General features: G+C 71.9%; 20 protein-coding genes. 8 read left to right on the top strand and 12 right to left on the bottom strand.

The features are described 5' to 3' along the window. Window positions 1-42: 42 nt before the first annotated feature. The 5 genes from ACERM0_RS04740 to ACERM0_RS04720 are packed head-to-tail and all read right to left on the bottom strand — an operon-like array spanning window position 43 to window position 5,029. Window positions 43-924: a carbohydrate ABC transporter permease gene (locus tag ACERM0_RS04740; protein ID WP_373677364.1), complete on the bottom strand. Its 882-nt coding sequence runs from the start codon at window positions 922-924 to the stop codon at window positions 43-45. Next, the gene (locus ACERM0_RS04735) at window positions 924-1,946 is read right to left on the bottom strand and encodes a carbohydrate ABC transporter permease (protein ID WP_373677363.1); all 1,023 of its coding nucleotides are present in this window, start codon (window positions 1,944-1,946) and stop codon (window positions 924-926) included. The genes ACERM0_RS04740 and ACERM0_RS04735 overlap by 1 nt, the downstream gene beginning before the upstream one ends. Continuing rightward, window positions 1,946-3,244 carry a sugar ABC transporter substrate-binding protein gene (locus tag ACERM0_RS04730; RefSeq protein WP_373677362.1) on the bottom strand — a complete coding sequence of 433 codons (1,299 nt, stop codon included), beginning with the start codon at window positions 3,242-3,244 and terminating at the stop codon, window positions 1,946-1,948. Before ACERM0_RS04730 ends, ACERM0_RS04735 begins: the two co-directional genes overlap by 1 nt. A gap of 10 nt (window positions 3,245-3,254) precedes the next feature. Beyond that, window positions 3,255-4,259, bottom strand: a complete 1,005-nt coding sequence (locus tag ACERM0_RS04725; RefSeq protein ID WP_373677361.1) for a BadF/BadG/BcrA/BcrD ATPase family protein — start codon at window positions 4,257-4,259, stop codon at window positions 3,255-3,257. After that, complete coding sequence (locus ACERM0_RS04720; protein WP_373677360.1) at window positions 4,256-5,029, bottom strand: GntR family transcriptional regulator; 774 nt, start codon at window positions 5,027-5,029, stop codon at window positions 4,256-4,258. The genes ACERM0_RS04725 and ACERM0_RS04720 overlap by 4 nt, the downstream gene beginning before the upstream one ends. A gap of 276 nt (window positions 5,030-5,305) precedes the next feature. Between ACERM0_RS04720 and ACERM0_RS04715 the strand changes: the two genes are divergently transcribed. Then, the gene (locus ACERM0_RS04715; protein ID WP_373677359.1) at window positions 5,306-6,883 is read left to right on the top strand and encodes a glycoside hydrolase family 10 protein; all 1,578 of its coding nucleotides are present in this window, start codon (window positions 5,306-5,308) and stop codon (window positions 6,881-6,883) included. A gap of 120 nt (window positions 6,884-7,003) precedes the next feature. On the opposite strand, the gene ACERM0_RS04710 is transcribed toward ACERM0_RS04715, so the two are convergent. Together ACERM0_RS04710 and ACERM0_RS04705 are read right to left on the bottom strand one after the other, a co-directional pair. After that, on the bottom strand, window positions 7,004-7,408 hold the full coding sequence (locus tag ACERM0_RS04710; protein ID WP_373677358.1) for a hypothetical protein: 405 nt from the start codon (window positions 7,406-7,408) through the stop codon (window positions 7,004-7,006). A gap of 139 nt (window positions 7,409-7,547) precedes the next feature. Continuing rightward, window positions 7,548-7,853: a hypothetical protein gene (locus ACERM0_RS04705; protein WP_373677357.1), complete on the bottom strand. Its 306-nt coding sequence runs from the start codon at window positions 7,851-7,853 to the stop codon at window positions 7,548-7,550. Between the two features lie 145 nt (window positions 7,854-7,998). On the opposite strand from ACERM0_RS04705, the gene ACERM0_RS04700 reads away from it, so the two are divergent. The 6 genes from ACERM0_RS04700 (at window position 7,999) to ACERM0_RS04675 (ending at window position 13,589) form a co-directional block, all read left to right on the top strand. Beyond that, window positions 7,999-8,874, top strand: coding sequence for an NAD-dependent protein deacetylase (locus ACERM0_RS04700; RefSeq protein ID WP_373677356.1), 876 nt, complete (start codon window positions 7,999-8,001; stop codon window positions 8,872-8,874). A 107-nt stretch (window positions 8,875-8,981) separates the two neighbouring features. Beyond that, window positions 8,982-10,196, top strand: a complete 1,215-nt coding sequence (locus ACERM0_RS04695) for an osmoprotectant NAGGN system M42 family peptidase (RefSeq protein ID WP_373677355.1) — start codon at window positions 8,982-8,984, stop codon at window positions 10,194-10,196. A 132-nt stretch (window positions 10,197-10,328) separates the two neighbouring features. Continuing rightward, the gene (locus ACERM0_RS04690) at window positions 10,329-11,573 is read left to right on the top strand and encodes a DNA recombination protein RmuC (protein WP_373677354.1); all 1,245 of its coding nucleotides are present in this window, start codon (window positions 10,329-10,331) and stop codon (window positions 11,571-11,573) included. Further along, on the top strand, window positions 11,548-12,339 hold the full coding sequence (locus ACERM0_RS04685; RefSeq protein ID WP_373677353.1) for a 5-formyltetrahydrofolate cyclo-ligase: 792 nt from the start codon (window positions 11,548-11,550) through the stop codon (window positions 12,337-12,339). The genes ACERM0_RS04690 and ACERM0_RS04685 overlap by 26 nt, the downstream gene beginning before the upstream one ends. A gap of 70 nt (window positions 12,340-12,409) precedes the next feature. Continuing rightward, a complete protein-coding gene (locus ACERM0_RS04680) occupies window positions 12,410-12,880 on the top strand; it encodes a peroxiredoxin (RefSeq protein WP_373677352.1) in 471 nt (156 codons plus the stop codon). Window positions 12,881-12,980: 100 nt separating this feature from the next. Beyond that, the gene (locus ACERM0_RS04675) at window positions 12,981-13,589 is read left to right on the top strand and encodes a hypothetical protein (protein WP_373677351.1); all 609 of its coding nucleotides are present in this window, start codon (window positions 12,981-12,983) and stop codon (window positions 13,587-13,589) included. A gap of 573 nt (window positions 13,590-14,162) precedes the next feature. Here the strand turns inward: ACERM0_RS04675 and ACERM0_RS04670 are convergent. The 4 genes from ACERM0_RS04670 to ACERM0_RS04655 are packed head-to-tail and all read right to left on the bottom strand — an operon-like array spanning window position 14,163 to window position 20,485. Then, window positions 14,163-15,089 (bottom strand): NAD(P)/FAD-dependent oxidoreductase, encoded by a 927-nt coding sequence (locus ACERM0_RS04670; RefSeq protein ID WP_373677350.1) that lies wholly within the window; start codon window positions 15,087-15,089, stop codon window positions 14,163-14,165. 52 nt (window positions 15,090-15,141) lie between these two features. Beyond that, window positions 15,142-17,772: an MMPL family transporter gene (locus tag ACERM0_RS04665; protein ID WP_373677349.1), complete on the bottom strand. Its 2,631-nt coding sequence runs from the start codon at window positions 17,770-17,772 to the stop codon at window positions 15,142-15,144. Then, on the bottom strand, window positions 17,769-18,941 hold the full coding sequence (locus ACERM0_RS04660) for a DJ-1/PfpI family protein (protein ID WP_373677348.1): 1,173 nt from the start codon (window positions 18,939-18,941) through the stop codon (window positions 17,769-17,771). The genes ACERM0_RS04665 and ACERM0_RS04660 overlap by 4 nt, the downstream gene beginning before the upstream one ends. Window positions 18,942-18,985: 44 nt before the next feature. Next, a complete protein-coding gene (locus tag ACERM0_RS04655) occupies window positions 18,986-20,485 on the bottom strand; it encodes a serine hydrolase domain-containing protein (RefSeq protein WP_373677347.1) in 1,500 nt (499 codons plus the stop codon). Between the two features lie 121 nt (window positions 20,486-20,606). Here ACERM0_RS04655 and ACERM0_RS04650 point away from each other — a divergent pair, with 121 nt between their 5' ends. Next, the gene (locus ACERM0_RS04650; protein WP_373677346.1) at window positions 20,607-21,593 is read left to right on the top strand and encodes a GlxA family transcriptional regulator; all 987 of its coding nucleotides are present in this window, start codon (window positions 20,607-20,609) and stop codon (window positions 21,591-21,593) included. Between the two features lie 37 nt (window positions 21,594-21,630). Here the strand turns inward: ACERM0_RS04650 and ACERM0_RS04645 are convergent, their stop codons facing one another. Next, the gene (locus ACERM0_RS04645) at window positions 21,631-22,560 is read right to left on the bottom strand and encodes an SDR family NAD(P)-dependent oxidoreductase (RefSeq protein WP_373677345.1); all 930 of its coding nucleotides are present in this window, start codon (window positions 22,558-22,560) and stop codon (window positions 21,631-21,633) included. Window positions 22,561-22,590 lie beyond the last annotated feature (30 nt).

Here is a 22,590-nt window from a genome sequence, read left to right as displayed (position 1 = left end):
GCGAGGTCGGTGGGATGCGTGGCCGAGGGCCGCCGCTGGGTGTCAGCCCTTCACCGCGCCGCTGACCATGCCCTCGGTCAGCCGCTTGTGGACGAACAGGAAGAAGCTCACCACCGGCAGCGTGAACAACGTGCTGGCGGCCATGATCGCGCCGTGGTCGGTGGCGTCGCGGCCGATGAAGGCCTGCAGCGCCACCGGCAGCGTGCGCATGTCGTCGGAGCTGGTGAACGTCAGCGCGAACAGGAACTCGTTCCAGGCCGCGATGAACACGTAGATGGAGCAGGCGGCGATGCCGGGGCCGGCCAGCGGCAGCACGATCCGCCACATGGCACCGAAGCGGCTGCAGCCGTCGACCAGCGCGGCGTCCTCGAGTTCGTCGGGGATGCCCCGGAAGAAGCCGCGCAGGATCCAGATCGCCAACGGGATGGAGAAGCTCATGTAGGTGATGATGAGCCCGGTGTAGCTGTTCAGCAGATCCAACTGCCGCATGACGGCGAAGAACGGGATCAGCAGCACGACCACGGGGAACATCTGCGTCGCGAGCACGACCAGCAGCAGGTAGCGCTTCAGCGGCAGGTCGAAGCGTGCCAGCGAGTAGCCGGCCAGCGCCGCGACCAGGACGCCGATGACGGTGACGGTCGTGGCGATGAACAGCGAGTTGCCGAGGTAGGTCGTGAAGCCGCGGGCGAGCACGTCGCCGTAGCGCTCCCACTGGAACTCACTGGGCCAGAACACCGGGTCGCGGGTGACGATCTCCGCGCGCGGCTTGATGGAGGTCAGCACCATCCAGAACAGCGGGAACACGCTGAAGAGACCGACGACGGCGGCGACGAGGTAGGTGGCGACGCGGCCGGCACGGCGCTTGGCGCGCGAGCGGCGCAGGCTGGTGCGCGGCCGGGTGCCAGCGGCGGGGACGGCAGCCATCAGGTCAGCTCCTCGTCGTCACGGATGACCCGCACGTAGACGATCGTGACGACGGTCAGGATCAGGAACATCGCGATCGCGAGCGCCGACGCCAGGCCGAAGTCCAGGCGGGTGAACGCCTCGCGCCAGGTGGCGATCGACAGCACCTCGGTGGAGCGGGCCGGTCCGCCCTCGGTCATGACGAAGACCTGGTCGAAGACCTTGAAGTTCCAGATCGTGGAGATGATCACCATCACGACCAGGACGGGTTTGATCATCGGCAGGGTGATGTGCCGCAGCCGCTGGGTCGCGGTCGCACCGTCGAGGCGGGCGGCCTCGACGACGTCCTGGGGGATCGACTGCAACGCGGCCAGGACCGACAGCGCCACGAACGGGAACGACTGCCAGACCACGACCACGCCGATGGCGGTGAAGGCGCGCAGTGGTGACACGAACCACGCGAAGCCCTCGAAGTTCGAGAACCCGAACGTGGTGAACAGCCAGTTCACGACGCCGTACTGGTCGTGGAACATCCACCGCCAGATCGTGGCGGCCGCGACCCGCGGCATCGCCCACGGCAGCAGGACGAGCACGCCCAGCACGAAGCGGCCCTTGAAGGGCTGGTTGAGCAGGAGGGCGACGCCGATGCCCAGGACCATGGTGCCGACGACGCAGGCCAGGCCGAACACGGCCGTGACCAGGAACACGCGCCGGTAGTGGGCGTCGGTCAGGATCGTGACGTAGTTGTCGATCCCGACGAACTCCATGTCCCCACTGACCATGGCGGCCAGCCCGGCGTCGTGGAACGAGAGCCAGAAGGTGCGCAGGACCGGATAACCGACCAGGCCGAAGATGATCAGCAGGGCCGGGGCGAGCAGCAGCGGCGGCAGCAGGGTCCGGTCGAAGCGCTGCCGCCAGCTGGCACCGCGCCGGCGGCGGCGACGGGGACCCCGGCCGCGGGCCGCCCCGTCACCGCCCGCGCCGGACGGCGTCGCGGCCTGCTCGGCGCGACGCCGTCCGACGGTGTCCGGCGGGAGGGACATCAGCGGTTGAGCGTGTCGTCGAGCTGCTGGTTGGCCTGCTCGACGGCTTCGTCGACCGTGAGGTCACCGGTCATCACCTGCTGCATGGCGTTGACGAACACCGCGTCGCCCTCGACCGTGCCCCAGTTCGGGCTGGCCGGGTAGCTGCGGGAGTGCTCGACCAGCTGGGTGGTGAAGGGCTCGTAGAGCGGATCGGTGGCGGCGCTGGAGGCCGCGACACCCGACTCCGTGCCCGGCAGGAACCCGACCGCCTCGGCGAACGCGGAGACCTGCTCGTCCTGCAGCATGAACTCGACGAACTGCACCGCGAGGTCGGGGTTCTCGGCCTCCTCGAAGACGACGAGGTGGCTGCCACCGGCGAACGTGTCACGCGAGCCGCCGGGGCCCTCGGGCAGCAGCGCCGTGCCGACGCGGCCCTCGAGCTCCGGGTTGTCGGCCAGCAGGGCACCCAGGTCCCAGCCGCCGCCGACCATCATGGCCGACTCCTCGTTGGCGAAGGCGGTACGCACGTCGGCGGAGTTCCAGCTGACGGCGCCCTCGGGCGTCCAGCCGCGCTCCCACAGGTCGGCGTAGAAGCCGAAGGCCTCGCGGCCCTCCTGGCTGTCGAGCGTGGCGTTCCACGCCTCGCCCTCCTGCGTGGCGATCTCACCGCCGGCCTGCCACACCATCGGCAGCAGCATGTGGTTGTAGTTGCCGGCGACGTGGATCGGGGCGAGGTCGGTCTCCGCCTCGATCGTCTCCGCGACGTCCAGCAGCTCGTCCCAGGTCTCCGGGACCTCCAGGCCGTGCTCCTCGAACACGTCGGCGCGGTAGATGAGGGCGCGGGCGCCGGCGTACCACGGGTAGCCGTAGCTGGTGCCCTCGACCGTGCCGGCCTCGACCAGGCTGGCGACGTAGTCGGCGTCGGCGTCGGCCTCGACCGGGGCGAGTCCGAGCTGGGCGAACTCGGCGGTCCAGGTCGTGCCCATCTCCGCGACGTCGGGGACCTGCCCGCCGCCCACGGCGGTGACGAACTGGTCGTGGGCACTGGCCCACGGGACGAATTCGAGTTCGACGGTCACGCCCTCGTTCTCGGCCTCGAACTGCTCGGCCGAGTCGCGAACGATGCGCTCGACCTCGTCGTTGCCCGGCTCCATGATCCAGACGCTGAGCGTCTGGGGGCCGGCGTCGCCCGACGCGTTCTCGGCGCCGCCCTCCGCGCCGCCGTCCGCGCTCGCGGTGTCGTCGCCGCCGCCACCGCACGCCGTGGCGAGCAGCGCCACGGCGGCCGTGCCGGCCAGCCAGCTACGGGTCCTCATCCAAGCCTCCTCAGCTCGTGTGTTCCCTCTCGGCCCGCCGCCGATGGCGTGCGGGTGTCTCCCCCCGTGCGAAGCGGAGGAGCAGGCCGTCGGCCTGCAGACGGTCGGTGTCGATGCCCGGGTGGTGCCCGGCCAACAGCCGGGCACCGTCGAGCGCGTCCCCCCGGGCACGCTCGGGACGTGCCCCGGGGCACGCCGTCGTGATCGCGGCCGCGAGCGGGGCGGTCACGAGGTCGTCGAGGTCGAACAGGCTGCCGGCCAGCCCGACGGGGACCGGGTCCACGGCGACGTGGCGGCAGGCGGCCGCGGCGGTGTCGGCCAGTGCCGCGACCGCGTCCGCCCAGATGGCGCGCGCGGTGGTGTCCCCGGCGCGGGCGGCGTCGGCGACGGCCACCGCGAAGCCGGCCACACGGCGGACGGCGTCCGGGTCCGACTGCACCGCACCCGCGAGGCGGCCGAGGTCACCGACGTGGACGCGGGCGGCACGGGCGAGTGCCGCCGACCCCCCGGAACGGCCCTCGTGGTGGCGTAGAGCGGCGCGCAGTCCCGCGCGCCCGACCGCGAAGCCGCTGCCGTCGTCGCCGAGCAGGTAGCCGTGCCCGTCGACGATGCGCGACCTGCCGTGGGCCGGCACGGCCAGCGCGACGGCGCCCGTCCCGGCGACGAGGCACACGCCCGGGTCACCTGCCAACGCGCCGAGATGGGCCGTCAGGACGTCGGTGGCGAGGACCACCTCGGCGTCCGGATGGTCCACGAGCAGCGCATCCGCCAGTGCGCGCCCGGCCGCAGGTGCCTGCGCCAGCCCCGTGGTGCCGACGACGACGGCGGTCGCGGCCTCGCCGGCCGGCAACGCGGTCACGGCACGGCGCACCGCGGCGGCGATCCGCGCCGCGCCGTCGGCGTCGGCCAGGCTGGCGCCGCTGTGGGCGCGGGCCTCGGCCTCGCGGTGTGCGCCGGCGAACCGCGCCACCCGGCAGGTGGTGCGGCCCACGTCGGCGACCAGGACGGCGCTCATGCCCGCGATCCGGTGCTGCCGAGGCTGCCGGTCGCCGGCGTGTCGGGCAGCAGTTCGGCGGTCAGCCGGTACCGGTCGCCGCGGTAGACGCTGCGCACGAACTCGACGGTGCGGCCGGCCTGGTCCCACGACGTGCGCTCGAACAGGAAGGCGGGGGAGTGCAGCGGCACCTCGAGCAGGCCCGACTCGCGTTCGTCGGTGACCGTGGGCTCGATCTCCTGCAGGCCGCGGGCCAGCACGATGCCGTACCGCGTGGAGAGCAGTTCGTAGAAGGACGCGTCCGCCAGGTCGCCGCCGGTCAGTCCCGGCACGAGTTCCAACGGGACGTGCAGCGTCTCTATCGCCATGGGCGCGTCGTCGGCCAGCCGCAGGCGCACCACCCGCAGGACGCGGGCGCTGGGGGAGACGTCGAGCCGGCGCCCCAGCTGCGGCCCGGCGAAGATCTCGTCCAGTTCGACGGTTCGGCTGCGCGGGACGTGGCCGCGCCGGCGCATGTCCTCGGAGAACGAGCTGACGTGCAACGAGGCCGAGATCTTGGGCGCGGCCACGAAGGTCCCGGCGCCCTGGCGGCGTACGAGTCGGCCGTCGCGCACGAGCTCGTCCACGGCCCGGCGCAGGGTCATGCGGGACACGCCGAGGCGGGCGGCGAGGGTGCGCTCGGCCGGCAGGGCGTCGCCGACCGCCAGGTCCTCGAGCAGCTCGAGCAGCTCCGCGTGCGCCGAGCGGTACTTCGTCCTCGACGACGCCGCCGGCGATGCCGTCTCCGTCATCGTGTTTCCCTGCTCCCTCGGACCGGTGCCGACGCACACCCTAGAAGGTCTAGACCAATCCCGGCAAGCAGTCGCCGTGGGTCACCTTCGTTCCTCGGGTCGTGGGGGCCAGCTACGGCGGTCTGTGGCGAGGCGGCCCAGAGGCGAGGTTGAAAAGGACTAGACATACGCGCAGAGCCACGCCTAGGGTCTCGCAACCACTGGTCCAGACCAATCGAGGTGCTGGTCAGCGAGCGCCGCCGCGGCAGGCGTGGCGGCGGGAGAGGGAGACACGACGTGCGAAGGACACTGCTCGCGGCGCTGGCGATGACGCTGGCGCTGCCGCCGGCGGCCGCCGTGGCCACCGAGCCGGCGGCGCAGGGCGCCGCCGCCCAACAGGAACAGCTCCGGGGGTTCTGGGTGGACGCCTTCAACCCCGGCATCTACGACGCACAGCAGGTCGCCACGCTGGTCGACGACGCGCGGGCGGCCAACGCCAACGCGCTGTTCGTCCAGGTCGGCCGGCGTTTCGACTGCTTCTGCAACGAGGCGCTCTACCCGCGCACCGATGCCGCCATCGCCCCGGCCCCCTACGACCCGCTCGCCGAGGTGATCGAGCAGGCCCACGCCGCCGGCATCGAGGTGCACGCCTGGATCAACGCGACGACCCTGTGGAACCTGGCGACGCCGCCGCGCTCCGCCGACCACGCCTTCAACACCAACGGTCCCAGCGCCGAGGGTGCGCACCGCTGGCTCAACCGGCGCGTCGACGGGACGGAACTCGTCGGCAACAACGCCTACATCGACCCGGGCAACCCTGCTGCGGTGGACTACGTCGTCGCGGGTGTGCGCAGCATCATCGACAACTACGACGTGGACGGCGTCAACTTCGACTACATCCGCTACCCCGACTTCAACGCCGGCGAGTTCCAGAACGACTGGGGCTACACCGAGGTCGCCCTGGCGCGCTTCCAGGACGCCACCGGCCGCACCGACGTGCCGGCCGTGGACGACCCGGAGTGGTCCGACTGGCGTCGCGCGCAGGTCACGAACCTGGTCCGCAAGCTCTACCTCGGCGCCCATGCCTCCGACCCGGACGTCGCGGTGAGCGTGAACGCCACCACCTACGCGTTCGGGCCGCCGACCTACGGCGGCTGGGAGGGCACCCGCCCCTACACCAACGTGCTGCAGGACTGGCGTGCCTGGATGGAGGAGGGGATCGTCGACCTCAACGTGGCGATGAACTACAAGCGCAACTGGCTCGACGACCAGGCGCGCATGTTCGACGAGTGGACCGACGCGCTCGCCGACTTCCAGTACGACCGCCACGCCGTCAACGGCCCGGCGCTGTACCTCAACGACGTCGAGGACTCGATCGCGCAGGTGCGCCGGACGTTCGTGCCGAGCCCAGCGGGCAACACCGTGGCCGGCTGGAGCGGCTACTCGTACGCCAACGCGTCCCAGACGGCGACGGCCAGCAGTGCCACCGCGACGAAGGTCGCGGAGCGCGACGCCCTGATCGCCGCGCTCACCACCGACGACCCGGAGGGTGACATTCCGGTGTTCGCGGAGCCGGCCGCCGTCCCGGACATGCCGTGGAAGTCCGCGCCGACCACCGGCCACCTCGCCGGCGAGGTGACCCTCTCCGGCGACGCGGCCGACCAGGTCGAGGTGACCGTCCGCCGGCTCGGCCCAGGCGGCGAGCCCCGCACGGCGCTGACCGACGGCTCCGGCTGGTTCGGCGCGGTGGACCTGCCGCCCGGCCGTTACCAGGTCCGGGTCGACGGACCCGGCATCGAGGGGCCGCGCAACCAGGTCGTCACGGTGACGGCCGGTTCCCTGACCGAGGTGCGCCTGCAGCCGGTCGCACCCTGACCCGCGACCTGACGCACGTCGTGACGGCCCGCCCCTCCCGGGGGCGGGCCGTCGCCGTGTGCCAGGCCGACGGCAACCGGCATCCGGGCCCTGGCGCGGCTGCCGGTTGCTCCGGGGGTCTCACTCCCACAGCCAGAACCGGCCCTCGGACTTGCCGCCCGGGTCCACGTCGTACTCGAAGACACAGCACCGGCCGTTGATCTCCGAGAACCGCGGCGTGCGGCTGCGGTAGAACAGCGCGCCGCGGAACTGCACGGAACCGTCGCCTTGGCGCGTCCCGGCCCCCATGCCCTCCCAGGTCGCCTGTTCGCCGTCCTCACCGGCCACGATCCCGTGTCCACTGCCGCGGATGGTCCCGTCGGCCTCCTCCCAGCTGCGGTAGGTGGTGTGGTCGTCGTAATGGGTGCCGAGCAGGCTCCCCTCGGCGTGCACGCTGACCTCCATCACGATGCCGTGCTGCGGGTCGGGCAGCACCCGCACGCCGGTCTGCTGTCCGATCTCGTGTCCGATCTCCCTGCCGAGCATCGTCGCCTCCTCGGCGCGGCCCGACGCCGCGCCCGGGTCCACCGGTACGCCGGTCGCGGACACGGGTCAACGCCGAACGTGTCGCGTGCCGCGAAGGTCGGCTCGGGCCGCATCGGCTCTCAGCGGTCGGGGGCCGCGCTCAGGCGGTCCAGCCGAGCAACCGCTCGCCCGCGGTCAGCAGCCCCCACCACAGCAGGCCGTTGACGACCGGGACGGCGGGGGTGGCCAGGGGCCGCCGACGGGCGAGTCTCACGAGGACGACCACGGCGGCGACCCACAGCAGGCCGAGGAGTGCGATCGCCCAGAGCGGCGCCACCAGGCCGCTGCTCCAGGTGAAGAAGCCGACCACGAGTTGCAGGAGTGCCGCGACGACCAGGGCGACGATCTCGCCGACCCGGGTGGTGGGGCTCGCGTCGTGGGGGGCGGGGGAGGTGTTGCCGGACATCCGTGTGCCTTCTGCCGGCGCCCGGACGGCGCCGCGCCGGTTGACACCATCGCCCGCGCTGCGCCCCACGACCACCCGGATCTGCCCCCAGGTCGCTCTGGGGCCGCTGACGTGCCACTTGCGGTCGGGCCGTACCCTCGCCGCCATGACACCGGCGGTGCGGCAGCAGACCAGGGCGCTGAGCGAGCTGTTCGCGCGGGGTCCGGTCCTGGTCCTCACGGGCGCGGGTGTCTCCACCGACTCGGGCATCCCCGACTACCGCGACGCCACCGGCCGCATGCGCCATGCATCGCCGATGACCTTCCAGCGCTTCTGCGGCAGCCTCGACGAGCGCCGGCGCTACTGGGCGCGCAGCCACCTCGGCTGGCAGCGCATCGCACTCGCCCGCCCGAACCCGACCCACCGGGCGGTCGCCCAGTTGCAGCGGGCCGGCCGGCTGTCCGGCGTCGTCACGCAGAACGTCGACGGGCTGCACACCGCGGCGGGCACGCGAGACGTGATCGACCTGCACGGGCGACTGGACACGGTCGTGTGTCTCGACTGCGGGGTGCGCCGGCCACGCCTGGAGCTCGGTCTGCGGCTGGACGCGGTGAATCCGGGCTTCCGGCGGCTGCTGGACGAAGGCGTCGCCACGCACCGGCCCGACGGCGACGTCGTCATACCCGACGACGTCGTGTCCCGGTTCCGGGTGGTCGACTGCCGCCGCTGCGAGGGCACCCTCAAGCCGGGCGTGGTGTTCTTCGGCGAGCACGTCCCGGCCGAGCGCTTCCGGGCGGCGTTGGGGTTGCTCGACCGTTCGGCGGCGCTGCTGGTGCTGGGATCGTCGCTGATGGTCGGCTCGGGGTTCCGGTTCGTGACCGCGGCGGCACGTCGGGGGCTGCCGGTCGCCGTCGTCACCCGAGGGGTGACGCGCGGGGACCGCCAGGCGACGTTGAAGATCGACGCCCCGCTCGGCGAGGTGCTGCCGGACCTGGTCCTGGCCATGGGGGCGCGGGATCCCGAGGTGGCGCCGGCCGGGTAGCGTGGCGCGGCCGACCAGCGCGGCGCGGCCGGCCACCGGGCACGGCCGGCCGGCGGCGAACGGCTCCGGAGCGTGCTCTCGGGCCCGGAGGCGACCTCGGAGAGATCATGACGACCGACGAGAAGAAGCTCGACCTCGACGTGGACTGGATGCAGGAGGTCCTGCTCGAGCTGTTGCGCATCCCCAGCCCGTCCGGGCGGACCGACGTGATCATGCAGCACGTCGGCGAGCGCCTGGAGGAGATCGGCCTGCCCTTCGAGGTCACCCGCCGTGGTGTCATGGTGGGCAGCCTCGACGGCGAGGAAGGCACCCTCGACCGCGCCGTCGTGGTCCACACGGACACGATCGGCTGCATGGTCCAGGAGCTCAAGCCCAACGGCCGGCTCGCGATCGTGCCCGTCGGCACCCACAGTGCGCGGTTCTCCGAGGGCACGCGCGTGCAGATCTTCACCGACGACCCGGAGAACACCTACTACGGCACCATCCTGCCGACCAAGGCGTCCGGGCACGCCTTCGGCGACGACATCGACACGCACCCGATCGGCTGGCAGCACGTCGAGGTGCGGGTCGACGAGCGCGTGGCCACGGCGCAGGACCTCGCGGACCTCGGCATCCAGGTCGGCGACTTCGTGGCGCAGGTCGCGTTCCCGGTCATCACCCGGTCCGGGTTCGTCACCTCACGCCACCTCGACGACAAGGCGGGCGTGGCCGCGACGCTGGCGGCGTTCAAGGCGGTCCTCGACCGCGGCGAGGAACTGCAGGTCGGCGCGCACCTGCTGATCACCGTCGCGGAGGAGGTCGGTCACGGGGCGTCCTCGGGTCTCTACCATGACGTGGCCGAACTGGTGTCCGTCGACGCGGCGGTCGTGGCGCCGGGCCAGCACTCGACCGAGACCGGCGTGACGGTCGCCATGCAGGACCTGCACGGCCCGTTCGACTACCACCTGTCGCGCAAGCTGCACGGGCTGGCCCGCGAGCACGGCATCGAGGCCCACCGCGACGTGTTCCGCTACTACCGCTCGGACGTCGCCTCCGCACTCGAGGCGGGCGCGGAGACCCGCGCGGCGCTGCTGGGATTCGGTGTCGACGCGACCCACGGGCACGAGCGCACCCACCTCGACTCGCTGGTGGCGGTCGGCGAGCTGCTGGCGCTGTACCTGCAGACACCGTTGACCTTCGCGAAGTGGGACGCCGAGCCCAGCGGCCCGCTCAAGGACTTCCCGTCGACGGCCGTGCAACCGGTCCGCCGCGAGCCCGAGTGGGACCCGGAGGCCGAGGAACTGATCGAGGACACACCCTTCCCCGAGGACCACGAGGCCTGAGGGCGTCGCCGGCGGCGCCGTGCGGTGGCGGTGTCGCGGCGGGACGTGGTGGCCGCCATGGCGGGGCCAAATCCGCGGTCGTGTCACACCCGGTTCGTACGGTGCGCCCGTTCGCTCGACGAAGGGACGCCGATGCTCACGACCATGCTGACCGCCACGCTCGCCGCGGCCGCGGTCGGTCTGGCCGTCGCGTGGTGGATGTCGCGCCAGCAGCGCGACGACTCCCGCGACCTGGTCGAGCGGCTGCGCGGTGAGCTGCTCGCCCAGCAGCAGGCCGCGACGGAGGTGGTGGCGCAACGCAACCGCCAGGAGCTGCAGCACGCCATCCAGACCCTGGTCGAGGTGGCCGACCAGCAGGTCGCGGCCACGCAGCGCACCGGCGCGGCCGAACTGGACGGGCGCAAGGCGCTGATCGACGCGGAACTGCAGCGCATGGGGGCCACCCTCGGCCAGGTGGTGGAGCTGGTCCAGCAGCTGGAGTCGGAGCGGGCAGGCCAGCTCGGGCAGGTGCGCGAACAGCTGCAGGGGGTGACGCGCACCCATGCGGAGCTGGCGGCGACCGCCGGTGCGCTGCGCGAGGCGCTGACCTCGTCGCAGGCGCGCGGTCAGTGGGGCGAGCGCATGGCCGAGGACGTGCTGCACGCGGCCGGGTTCAAGCACGGCGTCAACTACGTCACGCAGCGCACGCTCGCCTCGGGCAGCCGGCCCGACGTGACGTTCCTGCTGCCCGGCGAGCTGTGCGTGCACATGGACGTGAAGTTCCCACTGGCGAACTACCTCGCGATGCTGGAGTGTGCGGGCGAGGCCGACCAGGAGCGCTGCCGCAAGGCGTTCCTGCGCGACGTCCGTGGCCGGGTGAAGGAGCTCGCGACACGCGGGTACGTGGACCCCGAGGCGGGCACGCTCGACTTCGTGCTGCTGTTCCTGCCCAACGAACACGTGTACGGCTACGTGCACGAACAGGATCCGCAGCTGCTGGACGACGCGCTGCGACAAGGGGTCGTGCTGTGCTCGCCTTCGACCCTCTTCGCCGTTCTGGCGGTGGTGCGTCAGGCCTGCGACGGCGTGGCGTTGCAGCGCACGTCCGACCAGATCGTCGCGCTGCTGTCGGGCTTCACGCAGCAGTGGGGCAAGTACGTGGACGACATGGACAAGCTCGGCCGGCAGCTCGACACGGTGCGGCGCACCTACGACGGGCTCGCAACGACCCGCCGCCGGCAGCTCGAGCGGCAGCTGGAGCGCATCGAGGAGGTGCGCGAGCAGCGGCAGGTCGCGCCGGAGACCGTCGACGACCGGCCGCGCCTGCTGCGTCTGCCCGACACCGTGGAGCAGCCGGGGGAGGAGGTCGAGCGTGGCCCGGAAGCCTCGACGGCATGACGCCGACGCCGGCGGTGACCGGCAGCTGCTGGAGCGCAAGGCCGAGCTCCGCACGCGGACCTGGGACGCGCTGAGCGCCGCGAAGGTGGCCCGCTTCCCGGGCGCGCACCACCGGATCAGCAACTTCGTCGGCGCAGAAGCGGCCGCGCAGCGGCTGCGCGAGACCGAGGAGTGGGCGGCCGCCCGCACGGTCAAGGCCAACCCGGACAGCCCGCAGTGGCCGGTGCGGCAGCGGGCGCTCGAGGACGGCAAGGTCGTGTTCATGGCGGTGCCGCGGCTGGCCGGCGACGACCCGTTCTTCCTACTCGATCCCGATCACCTCGCGGACACGCCGCGCAAGGCCTCGTCCATCAAGGGTGCGTCCGCCAGCGCCCGCACCGTCGCCGTCGAGGAGCTCGAGCCGGTCGACCTCGTGGTCACCGGCTGCGTCGCCGTGTCCGAGGACGGCACGCGGCTGGGCAAGGGCGGCGGGTTCAGCGACCTGGAGTTCGCGCTGGCCTGCGAGGCCGGGATGATCGGTCCGGACACGGTGATCGCCACGACCGTGCACGACCTGCAGGTGCTGCCGGCCGGCCAGATCCCGCGCACGGCCCACGACCTGCGCGTCGACCTGGTGGTCACGCCCGAACGGGTGCTGCGGATCCCGCGGACGCAGGACTGGAGTGCCGGCCGGATCGTCTGGGACCAGCTCACCGACGACAAGATCGCCGCCATCCCGCTGCTCGGCCGCCTCGCCCGCGACCGTGGTCGGCCGGCGGCGCAGTAGCCTGCGCGGCCGCGGCGCCCGCTGTTCCTCCTCCCGCATCCCCGCCCCGGCGTCGTCAGGAGCACGAACCGTGACGGTGCAGATCGGCCAGGAAGCGCCCGACTTCGAACTCCGCGACCAGACCGGTCAGCCGGTGCGGCTGTCGGACTACCGGGGCAAGAAGAACGTCGTCGTGGTCTTCTACCCGATGTCCTTCACCGGCGTGTGCGAGTCCGAGATGTGCGGGATCCGCGACGCCATCGACGTGTTCCGCAACGAAGAGGTGGAGACGGTGGCGATCTCCGTCGACTCGCCGCCGACCCACCAGCGCTGGGCCCACGAGCAGGGCTTCGAGTTCCCACTGCTGAGCGACTTCTGGCCGCACGGGGCCGTCGCGCAGGCCTACGGGGTGTTCGACGAGCGGCTCGGGATCGCGACGCGTGGCACCTTCATCGTCGACAAGGACGGCAAGGTGATCTACGCCGACAACAACCCGATCCCCGAGGCGCGCGACCAGGACACCTGGAAGACCGCCCTTCGCGAGATCGGCGCGATCGACTGACGGCGTACCGCCGCGCGGTTTCGGCCGGGTGCCCGCAGCTCGGTGACTTATCCTCCGCATCAGGGGTGGCGCTCGCCGCCGTACGGGGCAGGGGAGTCGCATGGAACGGCCGCACTGGGTCCAGGTCGTCACGCTCGTGCTCGCTGGGCTGGCCGCCGTCTTCGCCTTCGTGGCGATGCAGGTCGCGTTCGAGGCACGCGACGCCGCCTGGTCGGCCGGCTCGGTTCCCGACGGTGACGACTCCTGGGAGATCCAGCAGCTGCAGACGGCGCTGATTCGGGCCGGCGTCATCGAGGACCCGTCGGTCGTTCCCGACGACCACGGCCACCTCGACGGCCCCTGGGCCCGCTGCATGACGGCCGACGAGCGTGCCGACCTCGACCTCACCGACGACGAGGCACCACTGCCGGAGCCGTGCGAGATCATGCCGGTGCAGCTGGTCGAGGAGTGCAGCGAGCCGGTCGACGTCGAGGAGGACTTCACCGACGACGACGGCGTCGAGTACCCGGAGCCGTGCTGGGTGCACTGGGAGGTCGACGGTCGCCGGTTCGACCTGTCGGAGCAGGCCCATCCCTTCGACGTCGAGGCAGGTGCCGAGCACTGGTACCTCGGCGACGGCACCGACGGCGTGGATCGCGTCGCCCGCGGCAATGGCGTCGCCTTCCTCCACGTCGTCGGCGAGGGCTGGCAGCGCCTCGAGGGCTACTGACGCCGGCGCCGCTTTCCCGTGCTCAGGGCGTGGCAGCGGACACGCGGGTGAGGGGAAGTGGCGCCCCGCCCGGTAGGAGGTCGGATCTGCGATGCACGGTCGGTCGAGCGCCGCGCCGGTGCGTCATCTGTGCGACCGTGCGGCACTGCCTCGACCATGCTTTCGGGCGGTAGGGGGTGCGTGTGCCTAGAGCGGGAGCACGAACCGCGGAGCGTGCTCCGCTCGAGCGCGTACGGCAGCGGCGGAGCCGGGCGTTGCGCCCTGGTCGCCGGGGCCTACCGCGGGTCGGTGCCGTGAGCGCTGCCGCGGTGCCGAATGGCGACCACGGGGTGAGTCCGGTGGTCTCGGAGCTCGTAGATGATCGGCAGACGGCTGAGGAAGACCCGCGCCACTACGAGCGGTCGCGGGCGGCATGCTCGGCACCGACTCGTCGAGCGAGACGACCTCGCCGGCCGCAATGGCGTCGAGGCCACGGCGGATCGCCGCGAGGGGCGTCACCACTCGCCGTCCTTCGTATGTGGGTTCGTATCGGCGGTACATCACGAGTCTGCAGACGACGATGCCAGGACCTGTTCAGTGTGTGGCGGCGGCCAGCCTGATGTCTTCTGCGATCAGGTCGGTGTTGATGCTGATCGCCGCTCTCGAGCCATCGCCGGCGGCGGTGATCAGTTGTGCCCGTGGGTCGACGACGTTGCCGATGGCCCATGTGCCAGAGATGCTGGTGCGTCCTTGCTCGTCGGTGCTCACGAATTTGCCCATCGGGTGGTCGCGGGTTGCGGCGCCGAGGTGTCGGAGCAGGGTGTCGTTGGGGATGGGTGTCATGGCGACGAACAGTGCGGTGCGGGTGACGAGCGTGCCATTGGCGAGGCGGAGGCCGGCGAGTGCGTCGTCGGTGATGACGAGTCGGTCGACTCGCGTGGTGACCGCTTCGATGCCGATCGCTGTGAGGGTGGCGCGTTCCTGCGCTTCGAGTCGTGACCCGTTGGTGAACAGGGTGACGTCCGTGGACCAGTTGCGGATGGTCGCTGCCTGCTCGACGGCGGTGGGTCCGGCGTTGAGGACGCCGAGGGGCTGGTCGGCGATCTCGTAGCCGTGGCAGTAGGGGCAGTGCAGGACGTCGTGGCCCCAGCGGGCCTCGATGCCTTCCACGTCGGGGAGGCGGTCGGTCAGGCCGGTGGCGAACAGCAGGCGGCGCGCGGACAGCTCGGCGTCGTCGGACAGCCGGAGCCGGAAGCTCTCGTCGCCCGCGTCGATGTCCAGGACACGGGCGTCGATGAGGTGGCCCCCGTAGCTGGCGACCTCTTGCCGGCCCCGGTCGATGAGGTCGGCCGGTGAGGTGCCGTCGCGGGTGAGGAAGCCGTGCAGGTGAGCCGCCGGAGCGTTGCGCGGCTGTCCTGCATCGATGACGGCGACGCGCCGTCGTGCGCGGCAGAGGACGAGGGCAGCGCTGAGGCCGCCGGCGCCGCCTCCGATGATGGCCACGTCGAGCTCGGTCTTCATGTCTGTCTCCGGTGGTGGGCGGGGCCGCCGTCTCGACGGCCCCGCCGGGTGCTCACGCGTCGACGGTGGCCAGGAGCGGCTCATCGACCTCGGTGGTGGGAGCCGGCTCGCTGTGTCGGTGGTGCCACCGGTCCCACAGGACCAGCAGGCTGGGCAGCACGAGCGTTGCGGCCAGCAGGCTGAAGCCGACGGCGTAGGCGGTGACGGCGCCGAGCTGGCGGAACGGGACGAGCGACGAGGTGATCAGGATCCCGAAGCCGGCCATCGTGGTGAACGCGGAGCCTGCCATCGCACCACCGGTGTGGCGGACCGTCGCCCGGATCGCTGCGCCGATGTCCGCGTGACGTCGGCGGTCTTCGGTGAAGCGGTGCGTCATGTGGATCGCGTAGGGCAGACCGATGCCGATGGCGAGCGCGGCGATGGTCGCGGTGATGGGACCGAACGGGATCCCGGTTGCGGCCATCATCCCGAAGGTCCAGAGCACCACCAGGATGACTGGGATGGTCGTGATCACGCCGAGGGCCGGCCGTCGCTGTTCGTAAGCGAACACCGCCATCAGCAGCAGCATCGCGACGACCAGGGTCAGCATCATGGAGGTGGCCTGGGATTCCTGGAGGGCGTCGACGACGACCTGTTGTTGGATGCCCGTCGAGGTCGCGACCACCTCGACGCCGTGTGCCTCGACTGGGGCGAACACCGCGGCGAGGTCGGCCATGAGCGTTGCCGCCCGATCCTGGTCGGCGACGGTCGCTACCTGCAGTCGCAGGTGATCGATACTGCCGGACCCGTCGCTCGCGATCATCTCGGCGGCCTCCGGGGCGACCGACGTGAGCTCGCGGTACAGCGCGTCCACGTCAGCATCCTCGGCCACGGTGAGATCGTCACCGAGACCGGTCGCCGACGCGGCAGCCGCCAGCTGTCCAGGAGCCGTCGCGCCGTCTGGTCCGGGCTGGAGGAGCCCGGCCAGCATGGTCACGGGGGAGGCCGCGTCGGCGATCCCGCCGACGGTCACCACCCCGTCGACCGCCGCGAGGTCGTGGTGGACGGCGACCAGGGCGTTGTGCACGGCAGGCGTTGCGACCTCGCCGGTGATCAGCACGTCCGTGGTCTCGGCGTAGGCGCTGGCGAAGTCGTCCTGAAGGGTCTCCAACGTCTTGAGGGCAGGAGCGTCCTGCGGCACGAAGTCGGTGTTGCTGAACCGCGTATCGAGCTGGGTCATGCCGTACACGCCGACGACAGCCAGGCAGGCGGTGACGACGAGGGTCGCCACCGGGGCTCGCTCGGCGACGACGGCGGTGCGGCCCATCAGGCGCGGCAGGAACTGATCGGACGATCGCGCCAACGCGGTCGTGGGCAGACGACCGGCCCGTTCGGCGCGACGGTCGAGCAGCAGCCGGGCGGCGGGCAGCACGGTGATCGTGAGGGCGAAGGCGGCGACGATGCCGATCGCGGCGAGGACACCGAAGTCGCGAAGCGCGGGGATGGGGTTGAAGACGTTGGTGAGGAACCCGAGTGCGGTGGTGATGGTGGCCAGCACGAGTGCGCCGCCGACCGTGCGGATCGAGCCGGTGACCGCTTCGGTCACCGATGCGCCGGTGCCGAGGTTCTCGCGGAAGCGGGAGGTCAGGTGGATGGCGTAGTCGACGCCGAGGCCGATGAGCAGGATGGGGATGACCTGGGTGAATTCGTTCATGCCGCCGATGACGTCGAGGCCACCGGGGCCGAGCAGCGCGGCGGCGCCGGTCATCCACACGATCGCCATGAAGGTGGTGGCGGTGCTGAGAAGCACGTCGGCTGCCGAGCGGCGGCCGGCACGTCGTCTGGACATCCCGGCGCCGGGCCGGACCCAGTAGACGACGGCCAGGATGGCCACGATGATGAGGAGCGCGCTGGTGAACAGTCGCCCGATCTCGACCTCGAAGGCTTCCTCGGCGCCGGCGAACAGCAGCTCGGGCGTGAACGGCTCGGCGTGGACATCGCTCGGGAGGTCGGCCGCGGCGATGGCGTCGGCCAGTGTGGTGTGGATCGCGAGCAGTTCATCGTGGCGCTGCTCGGGATCGTCGCTCAGGCCGGTGGTGTCGATCGCGACCAGCGCGAGCGCGCGGTCGGCCTGCTCGGGAGGGGTGTCGGCGGGCAGTAGCGCGGTGGCCATCGCGGCGTGCTCGCTCGGCAGCGCCTGTAGCCCGTCGGCGTAGGCCGCGCGGACCTCCGCGTCGGTGACCCGCGCCGGATCTGCCCCGGCCAGCGCCCGTTGGGCCGGGAAGGCCCAGGTGATGACGCCGGGCCGGCCGTCGCGATCAGCGATCCGTGCAGCCGCGTCGCTGTCGCGCACGGCCGCCTCGATCCGCGCGGCGGCGAGGTAGCCGTGAGCGCCGACCAGGCTCTCGCGGCGGGAGCGGACCACGACCTGCAGCAGCTGTTCGCGGTCGTCACCGAAGCGTTCGCTGATGGTCTCGGCCGCGGCCGCCTCCGCGACGTCGGGCATCATCCCCTCGCCGGAGGGCGCGTCGTGCGCCCGACCGGAGGCCACCGCCATGATGGCGGTGACGGCCACGGCGACGGCGATCACCAGGCGGGGGGCGCGGTGGACCGCACGGGCGAGGCCGGCGACCGGGCGAGCGACCAGTTCGCGAAGCGGCCGGTCGACGTTGGCGGACGGCGGGTTGGGGGCGTGGTGGGTCATCGGATGCTCCTTGCGTGGTCGTTCTGCGTGGTCGTGGGGTCGATCGGGGTGTTGCGAAGTTCGAGGCGTTTGGCGGCGAACCGGGCGATCGCCCGGCCGCCGAGGTCGGCGAGGTCGGTGAGCGCCTCGTCGAACGCGCGGTACGGCGTCCCGGACGTCCGGGCCGGGTAGCGGCGCTGAGAGGCCGGTGCCGTGGCCGCCGATGCCCGGGGGATGACGGTGAGCCCGTGCCGGGTGCGCACCGCCGTGCCGTCCGGGGTGACGGTGGTCAGGCGCGCGGTGAAGCTGGCGGCGAGCGTGTCCATGACGGCGGCGAGCGCGAACTCGTCGACGTCGTCGTCGAGGAACACGTCGATGCGCGGCCGACGGGCGAAGGCCGCCCGGAGCACGACGATGAGGTCAGCCATCGAGACCCGGAAGGGCTCGACCGCGGGATCGTCGAGGTAGCCGAGGTCGGTGTAGCCGACCGTCTCAGCGGCGCGGTGCATGCCTTCGTCGCCGGCGAGACGTCGGATGACGTGGAGGGTCGCGTCGATCCCGGACGTGATGCCGGCGCTGGCGATGAAGTCGCCGTCGTCGACATAGCGGACGTCACGCCGCCAGCGGACCTGCGGGTAGCGCCGCTCGAAACGGCCGATGTCGCCCCAGTGGGCCGTCGACGTCCGGCCGTCGAGCAAGCCGGCCGCTGCGGCGACGCCGGCGCCGGTGCAGATGGTCAGCACCAGCGCACCGGCCTCGGAGCGCGCCCGCAGCCAGCCGAGCACACGGTCGTCCGGCGTGGGCAGGTGCGGGACGACCACCACCTCGACCCGGCTCGACGGCAGCGTCGCGACGTCGGCGAAGCCGAGGTGCGGGACGACGTCCAGGCCGCCGGTCAGGGTTGCGGGGCGGCGTTCGGGGGCGACGGCGTAGACGTTGAACGCCCGTGAGGCGGCCAACAGTTCGTAGGGCAGCAGGAAGTCGGAGACCTCTGTGCCGGCGTGGTCGAGCAGCACCAAGGCCGTGGGGCGGTCCGGGTCGTGACGGTCGAGGTCGACCGTGTTGTCGTCGACCACCGGTGGCGGCGCCGGGTACAACGTGCGTGCGGCACGCTTCGCTCGTACGGCCCCCGTGGCGCCGATCGCTGCGACGGCAGCGACGATGAGCGTGCTGATGACGGACGCGGGCATGATCTATCTCTCCTCGGGTCGAGGACGGAGGGAGGCGCGCCGGGTCAGGCGGTCGCTCGGGGCCGCAGGGCGGCGATGGTCACTGCGGTGCGGATCACGGCCCAGGGCAGCGCGACGGCGACGATGGCGGTCGCTGCCCAGCCGACGTCCGGGTAGAAGTGGCGTGCAGCGCCCAGCGGCAGCGACAGCGACAGTCCGAGGGCGAGGGACAGCCAGCCGGCAGCGGGCAGGACGACCCTGCGCAGCCAACGACGGCCGGTTCCGGTCGCGGCCGCTCGCCTCCAGCGCGGCAATGTCGTCACCAGATGCCGTACTGCGAGGCCGACCAGGGCCGCGAGCAGCAGCCAGGTCACGATCGGAGCGACCAGGACCGTCAGTGGGCTGGCGGTCTCGACGGCTCCCTCCTGGCCGAGCAGCAGCTCGGTGAGACCGACGCTGAGGTCGTACTGGCTGGTGTGGCCGGCAGCCACGAACGCGCTGGCGTTGGTGGCCACCGCGATACCGAGGTCGTCCGCGCCAGGCACCAGGATGAGGTGGGTGGTGAAGTGGCCGAGCGAGCCGGCGTGGCTGACGACCTGGTGGCCGGCGAGCTCGTCGACCATCCAGCCCAGCCCCTGGTTGGCCTCCAGCGGCAAGTCCCAGCCGCTGGGCATGGTGGGTCCGTCCGCGATCTGTGCCGCGCTGCGCGGAATGGCGGGCGACTCGCCGTCGAAGTGGGCCTGCAGGAAGGTCGCGAGGTCGGCGGCGGTGGAGCCGAGATAGCCGTACGCGACCCCGGCCCGGTCGAACGGCAGGTCAGCCGGGCGCCAGCTGCCGAACCACTGCCGGTGCCCGCTGGCCAAACGCGATGCGGCAGGGTGGTCGTCGGTGGCGAAGGTGTCCTGCATGCCGAGCGGATCGAGGATGCGTTCGCGCAGCACCTCGTCGAAACGCTGTCCCGTCACCTGTTCGACGACCGCGGCCAGCACCGCGTAGCCGCTGTTCGCGTACTCGTAGCGCTCACCAGGCGGTGCGGCCAGCGGCTGGGCGAGCATGTCGGCCACCCGCCGCTCGAGCGCGTCGGCTGAAGTGTGGACCGGCACGGTGCCCGGCAGCCCCACGGACATGCCCAGACCGGCCGTGTGGGTCAGCAGCTGCCGGATCGTGGCGTCCTCGAACCCGTCCGGTGGCGACGGTACGAAGTCGGAGATGTAGGGCCAGGCCGGCTCGTCCAGCGACAGCCGCTCTTCGTCGACCAGTTGCAGCACCACGTTGGCGGTGAACGGCTTGCTCGCCGAACCGATCAGGAACGGCGTGGTCTCGGTGACCGGCCGGTCCGCGCCGTCGGCACTGCCATAGCCACCCAGGTGCACCGTGCGGCCACCCTGGACGACCGCGACCGCAGCGCCGGGAATCCCGTGGGCATCCATGCGCTCGGTGATCCAGGCATCGAGACGCTCTGGCGCGATGGGTTCGGCCGCCGCCGCGGCGACGACAGGTGATGCGAGCAGGCTCACGGCGACGGCTGCCGAGACGAGAAGCTGGACGAGACGGCGAGAAGACATGGAGGCTCCGATCGGGATGTCCTCGCAGACTCCGGCACCTCACCTCACGACGCCATGACACGTGCTTGACGATGTCGGACACGGCTGGAAGGGTCAGAGGCCCGCGAGCAGGAGCCAGCGCGTGCGTGCACGACGGGTCGTCTTCGTCGCGTTCCCGGGCGTACAAATCCTCGACGTGACCGGGCCGATGGAGGTGTTCTCGACCGCGACCCGGTTCCTCGACACGGCCGACTACCGGACCGAGCTCGTCAGCACCCACGGCGGACCGGTCCGGTCGAGCTGCGGGCTCGAGATGGCGACCTCATCGATCGTCGACCTTGACGGCCCACTCGACACGCTGGTGGCCGCGGGCGGCCAGGACATGGACGAGCCGAGCAACGACGAGATCCTGGTGGAGCACCTGCAACGGCTCGCCTGCAAGGCACCCCGAGTGGCCTCGGTGTGTTCAGGCGCGTTCCTGCTCGCTGCCGCAGGGCTGCTCGACGGCCGACGGGCCACCACCCACTGGGCCGAATGCGACGAGCTGGCGGAGCGCTACCCCGAGGTCGAGGTGGACCCCGACGCGCTCTACGTACAGGAAGGCCACGTGTGGACCTCCGCCGGCATCACCGCGGGGATCGACATGGCCCTGGCGCTCGTCGCCGAGGACCACGGCCGACGCGCGGCCGCGCGCGTCGCCCGCCAGCTCGTCGTGTACCTGCGCCGTTCCGGTGGTCAGAGCCAGTTCTCCAAACTCCTGGCGGCGCAGTCCGCCGACAGCGAACCGATCCGCGAACTGCTCGCGTGGCTCCCCGACCACCTCGCCGACAACCTGTCCGTCCCCGCGCTGGCCCGCAACGTGAACCTCTCCGAGCGGCAGTTCAGCCGGCGCTTCAAGCACGAGGTCGGCGCGAGCCCGGCCGAGCACGTCGAAACCCTGCGGCTCGATGCTGCCTGCCGGCTCCTCGAGACCACGGACAACCCCATCGAGGAGATCGCCAGGGTGTGCGGGTTCGGTGCCACCGAGACCATGAACCGGGTGTTCCGTCGTCGGCTGAACACCACCCCGGGCGGACACCGGCACCACTTCGGCGCCGGCGACCATGTGAGCCTGCCTGAGGCGACGTAGATCGTTCGAGGTCGGTGCCCGGCGTCGACGATCGGGGTCAGAACGGTAACGGGGTGCCGAGCGCATCCTGGGTGAGTTGCCAGAGGCGGGCGGCGGTTGCGGGGTCGCTCGCCGAGTCGTAGACGTCGAGGAGCTGCGGTGGTCCGTGGAGCTGACCGAACCGGGCCGGACCAACCAACGCGCCGCTCGGGGTGTCCGGGTCGAGGGTCCGGAGCGTCGACCGTGCGCCCGCCCGCGCGGAGGGGAGGATGACGCAAGTGACGCCCCTGCTCAGCCCGGCGAGCCGAGGGCGTCCCGCCCGCTGGAGCTGGCGGGCGAGCAGGCCGGTCGCAGCCGCGCCGGGATGAGCCGCCACCGCGGACACGGCCGATCCGGTCGCGCAGCTCCGGCGGTGGAGCTCCTGGGCGAACAGCAGGTTGGCCTGTTTGCTGTTGCGGTAGGCCTGTCTGCCGTCGTAGGGGTCGGGGTCGAGGAGCTCCTTGCGGGTGGTGGCGGGCGACAGGTGGCCGTCGCGGGCCTCGCCACTGGTGACCAGGACGAGCCGTGAGCGGCTGGCTTCCAGGAGCGGCCACAAGCCGGCGATGAGGGCAGCGTGCCCGAGGTGGTTGGTGGCCATCTGGAGTTCGTGGCCTTGCGGGCTGCGGCGGAGAGGTCCGCCCATGATCCCGGCGTTGGCGACGAGTGCGGCCACCTCGTCGTGCCCCGTGAGGAGCGCTCGGGTGAGTTCGGGGATCTGGTCGAGGTCGGCGAGGTCGAGTCGCAGGACCGTGGTGGTGCCTGGCCCGTCGAGCTGCGACGCGACGGCGGCTCCTCGGGCGGTGTCGCGGACGGCCATGACGACGTGGGCGCCGCGTCGCACGAGGTCGCGCGTGACCTCCAGGCCGATGCCGCTGTTGGCGCCCGTGACGACGAACGTGCGCCCGGTTCGTGGACCAAGTTGCCGTGGGTGCCAGGCGGAGCTTCTCATGGCCGATCCGTCCTGTCGGAGCCGGGGCCG

This window comes from Egicoccus sp. AB-alg2 (assembly GCF_041821065.1).
In the GTDB taxonomy this organism is placed as follows: domain Bacteria; phylum Actinomycetota; class Nitriliruptoria; order Nitriliruptorales; family Nitriliruptoraceae; genus Egicoccus.
The sequence above is the reverse complement of the archived record's forward strand: the minus strand, read 5'-3'. Positions and strand labels throughout refer to the sequence as shown.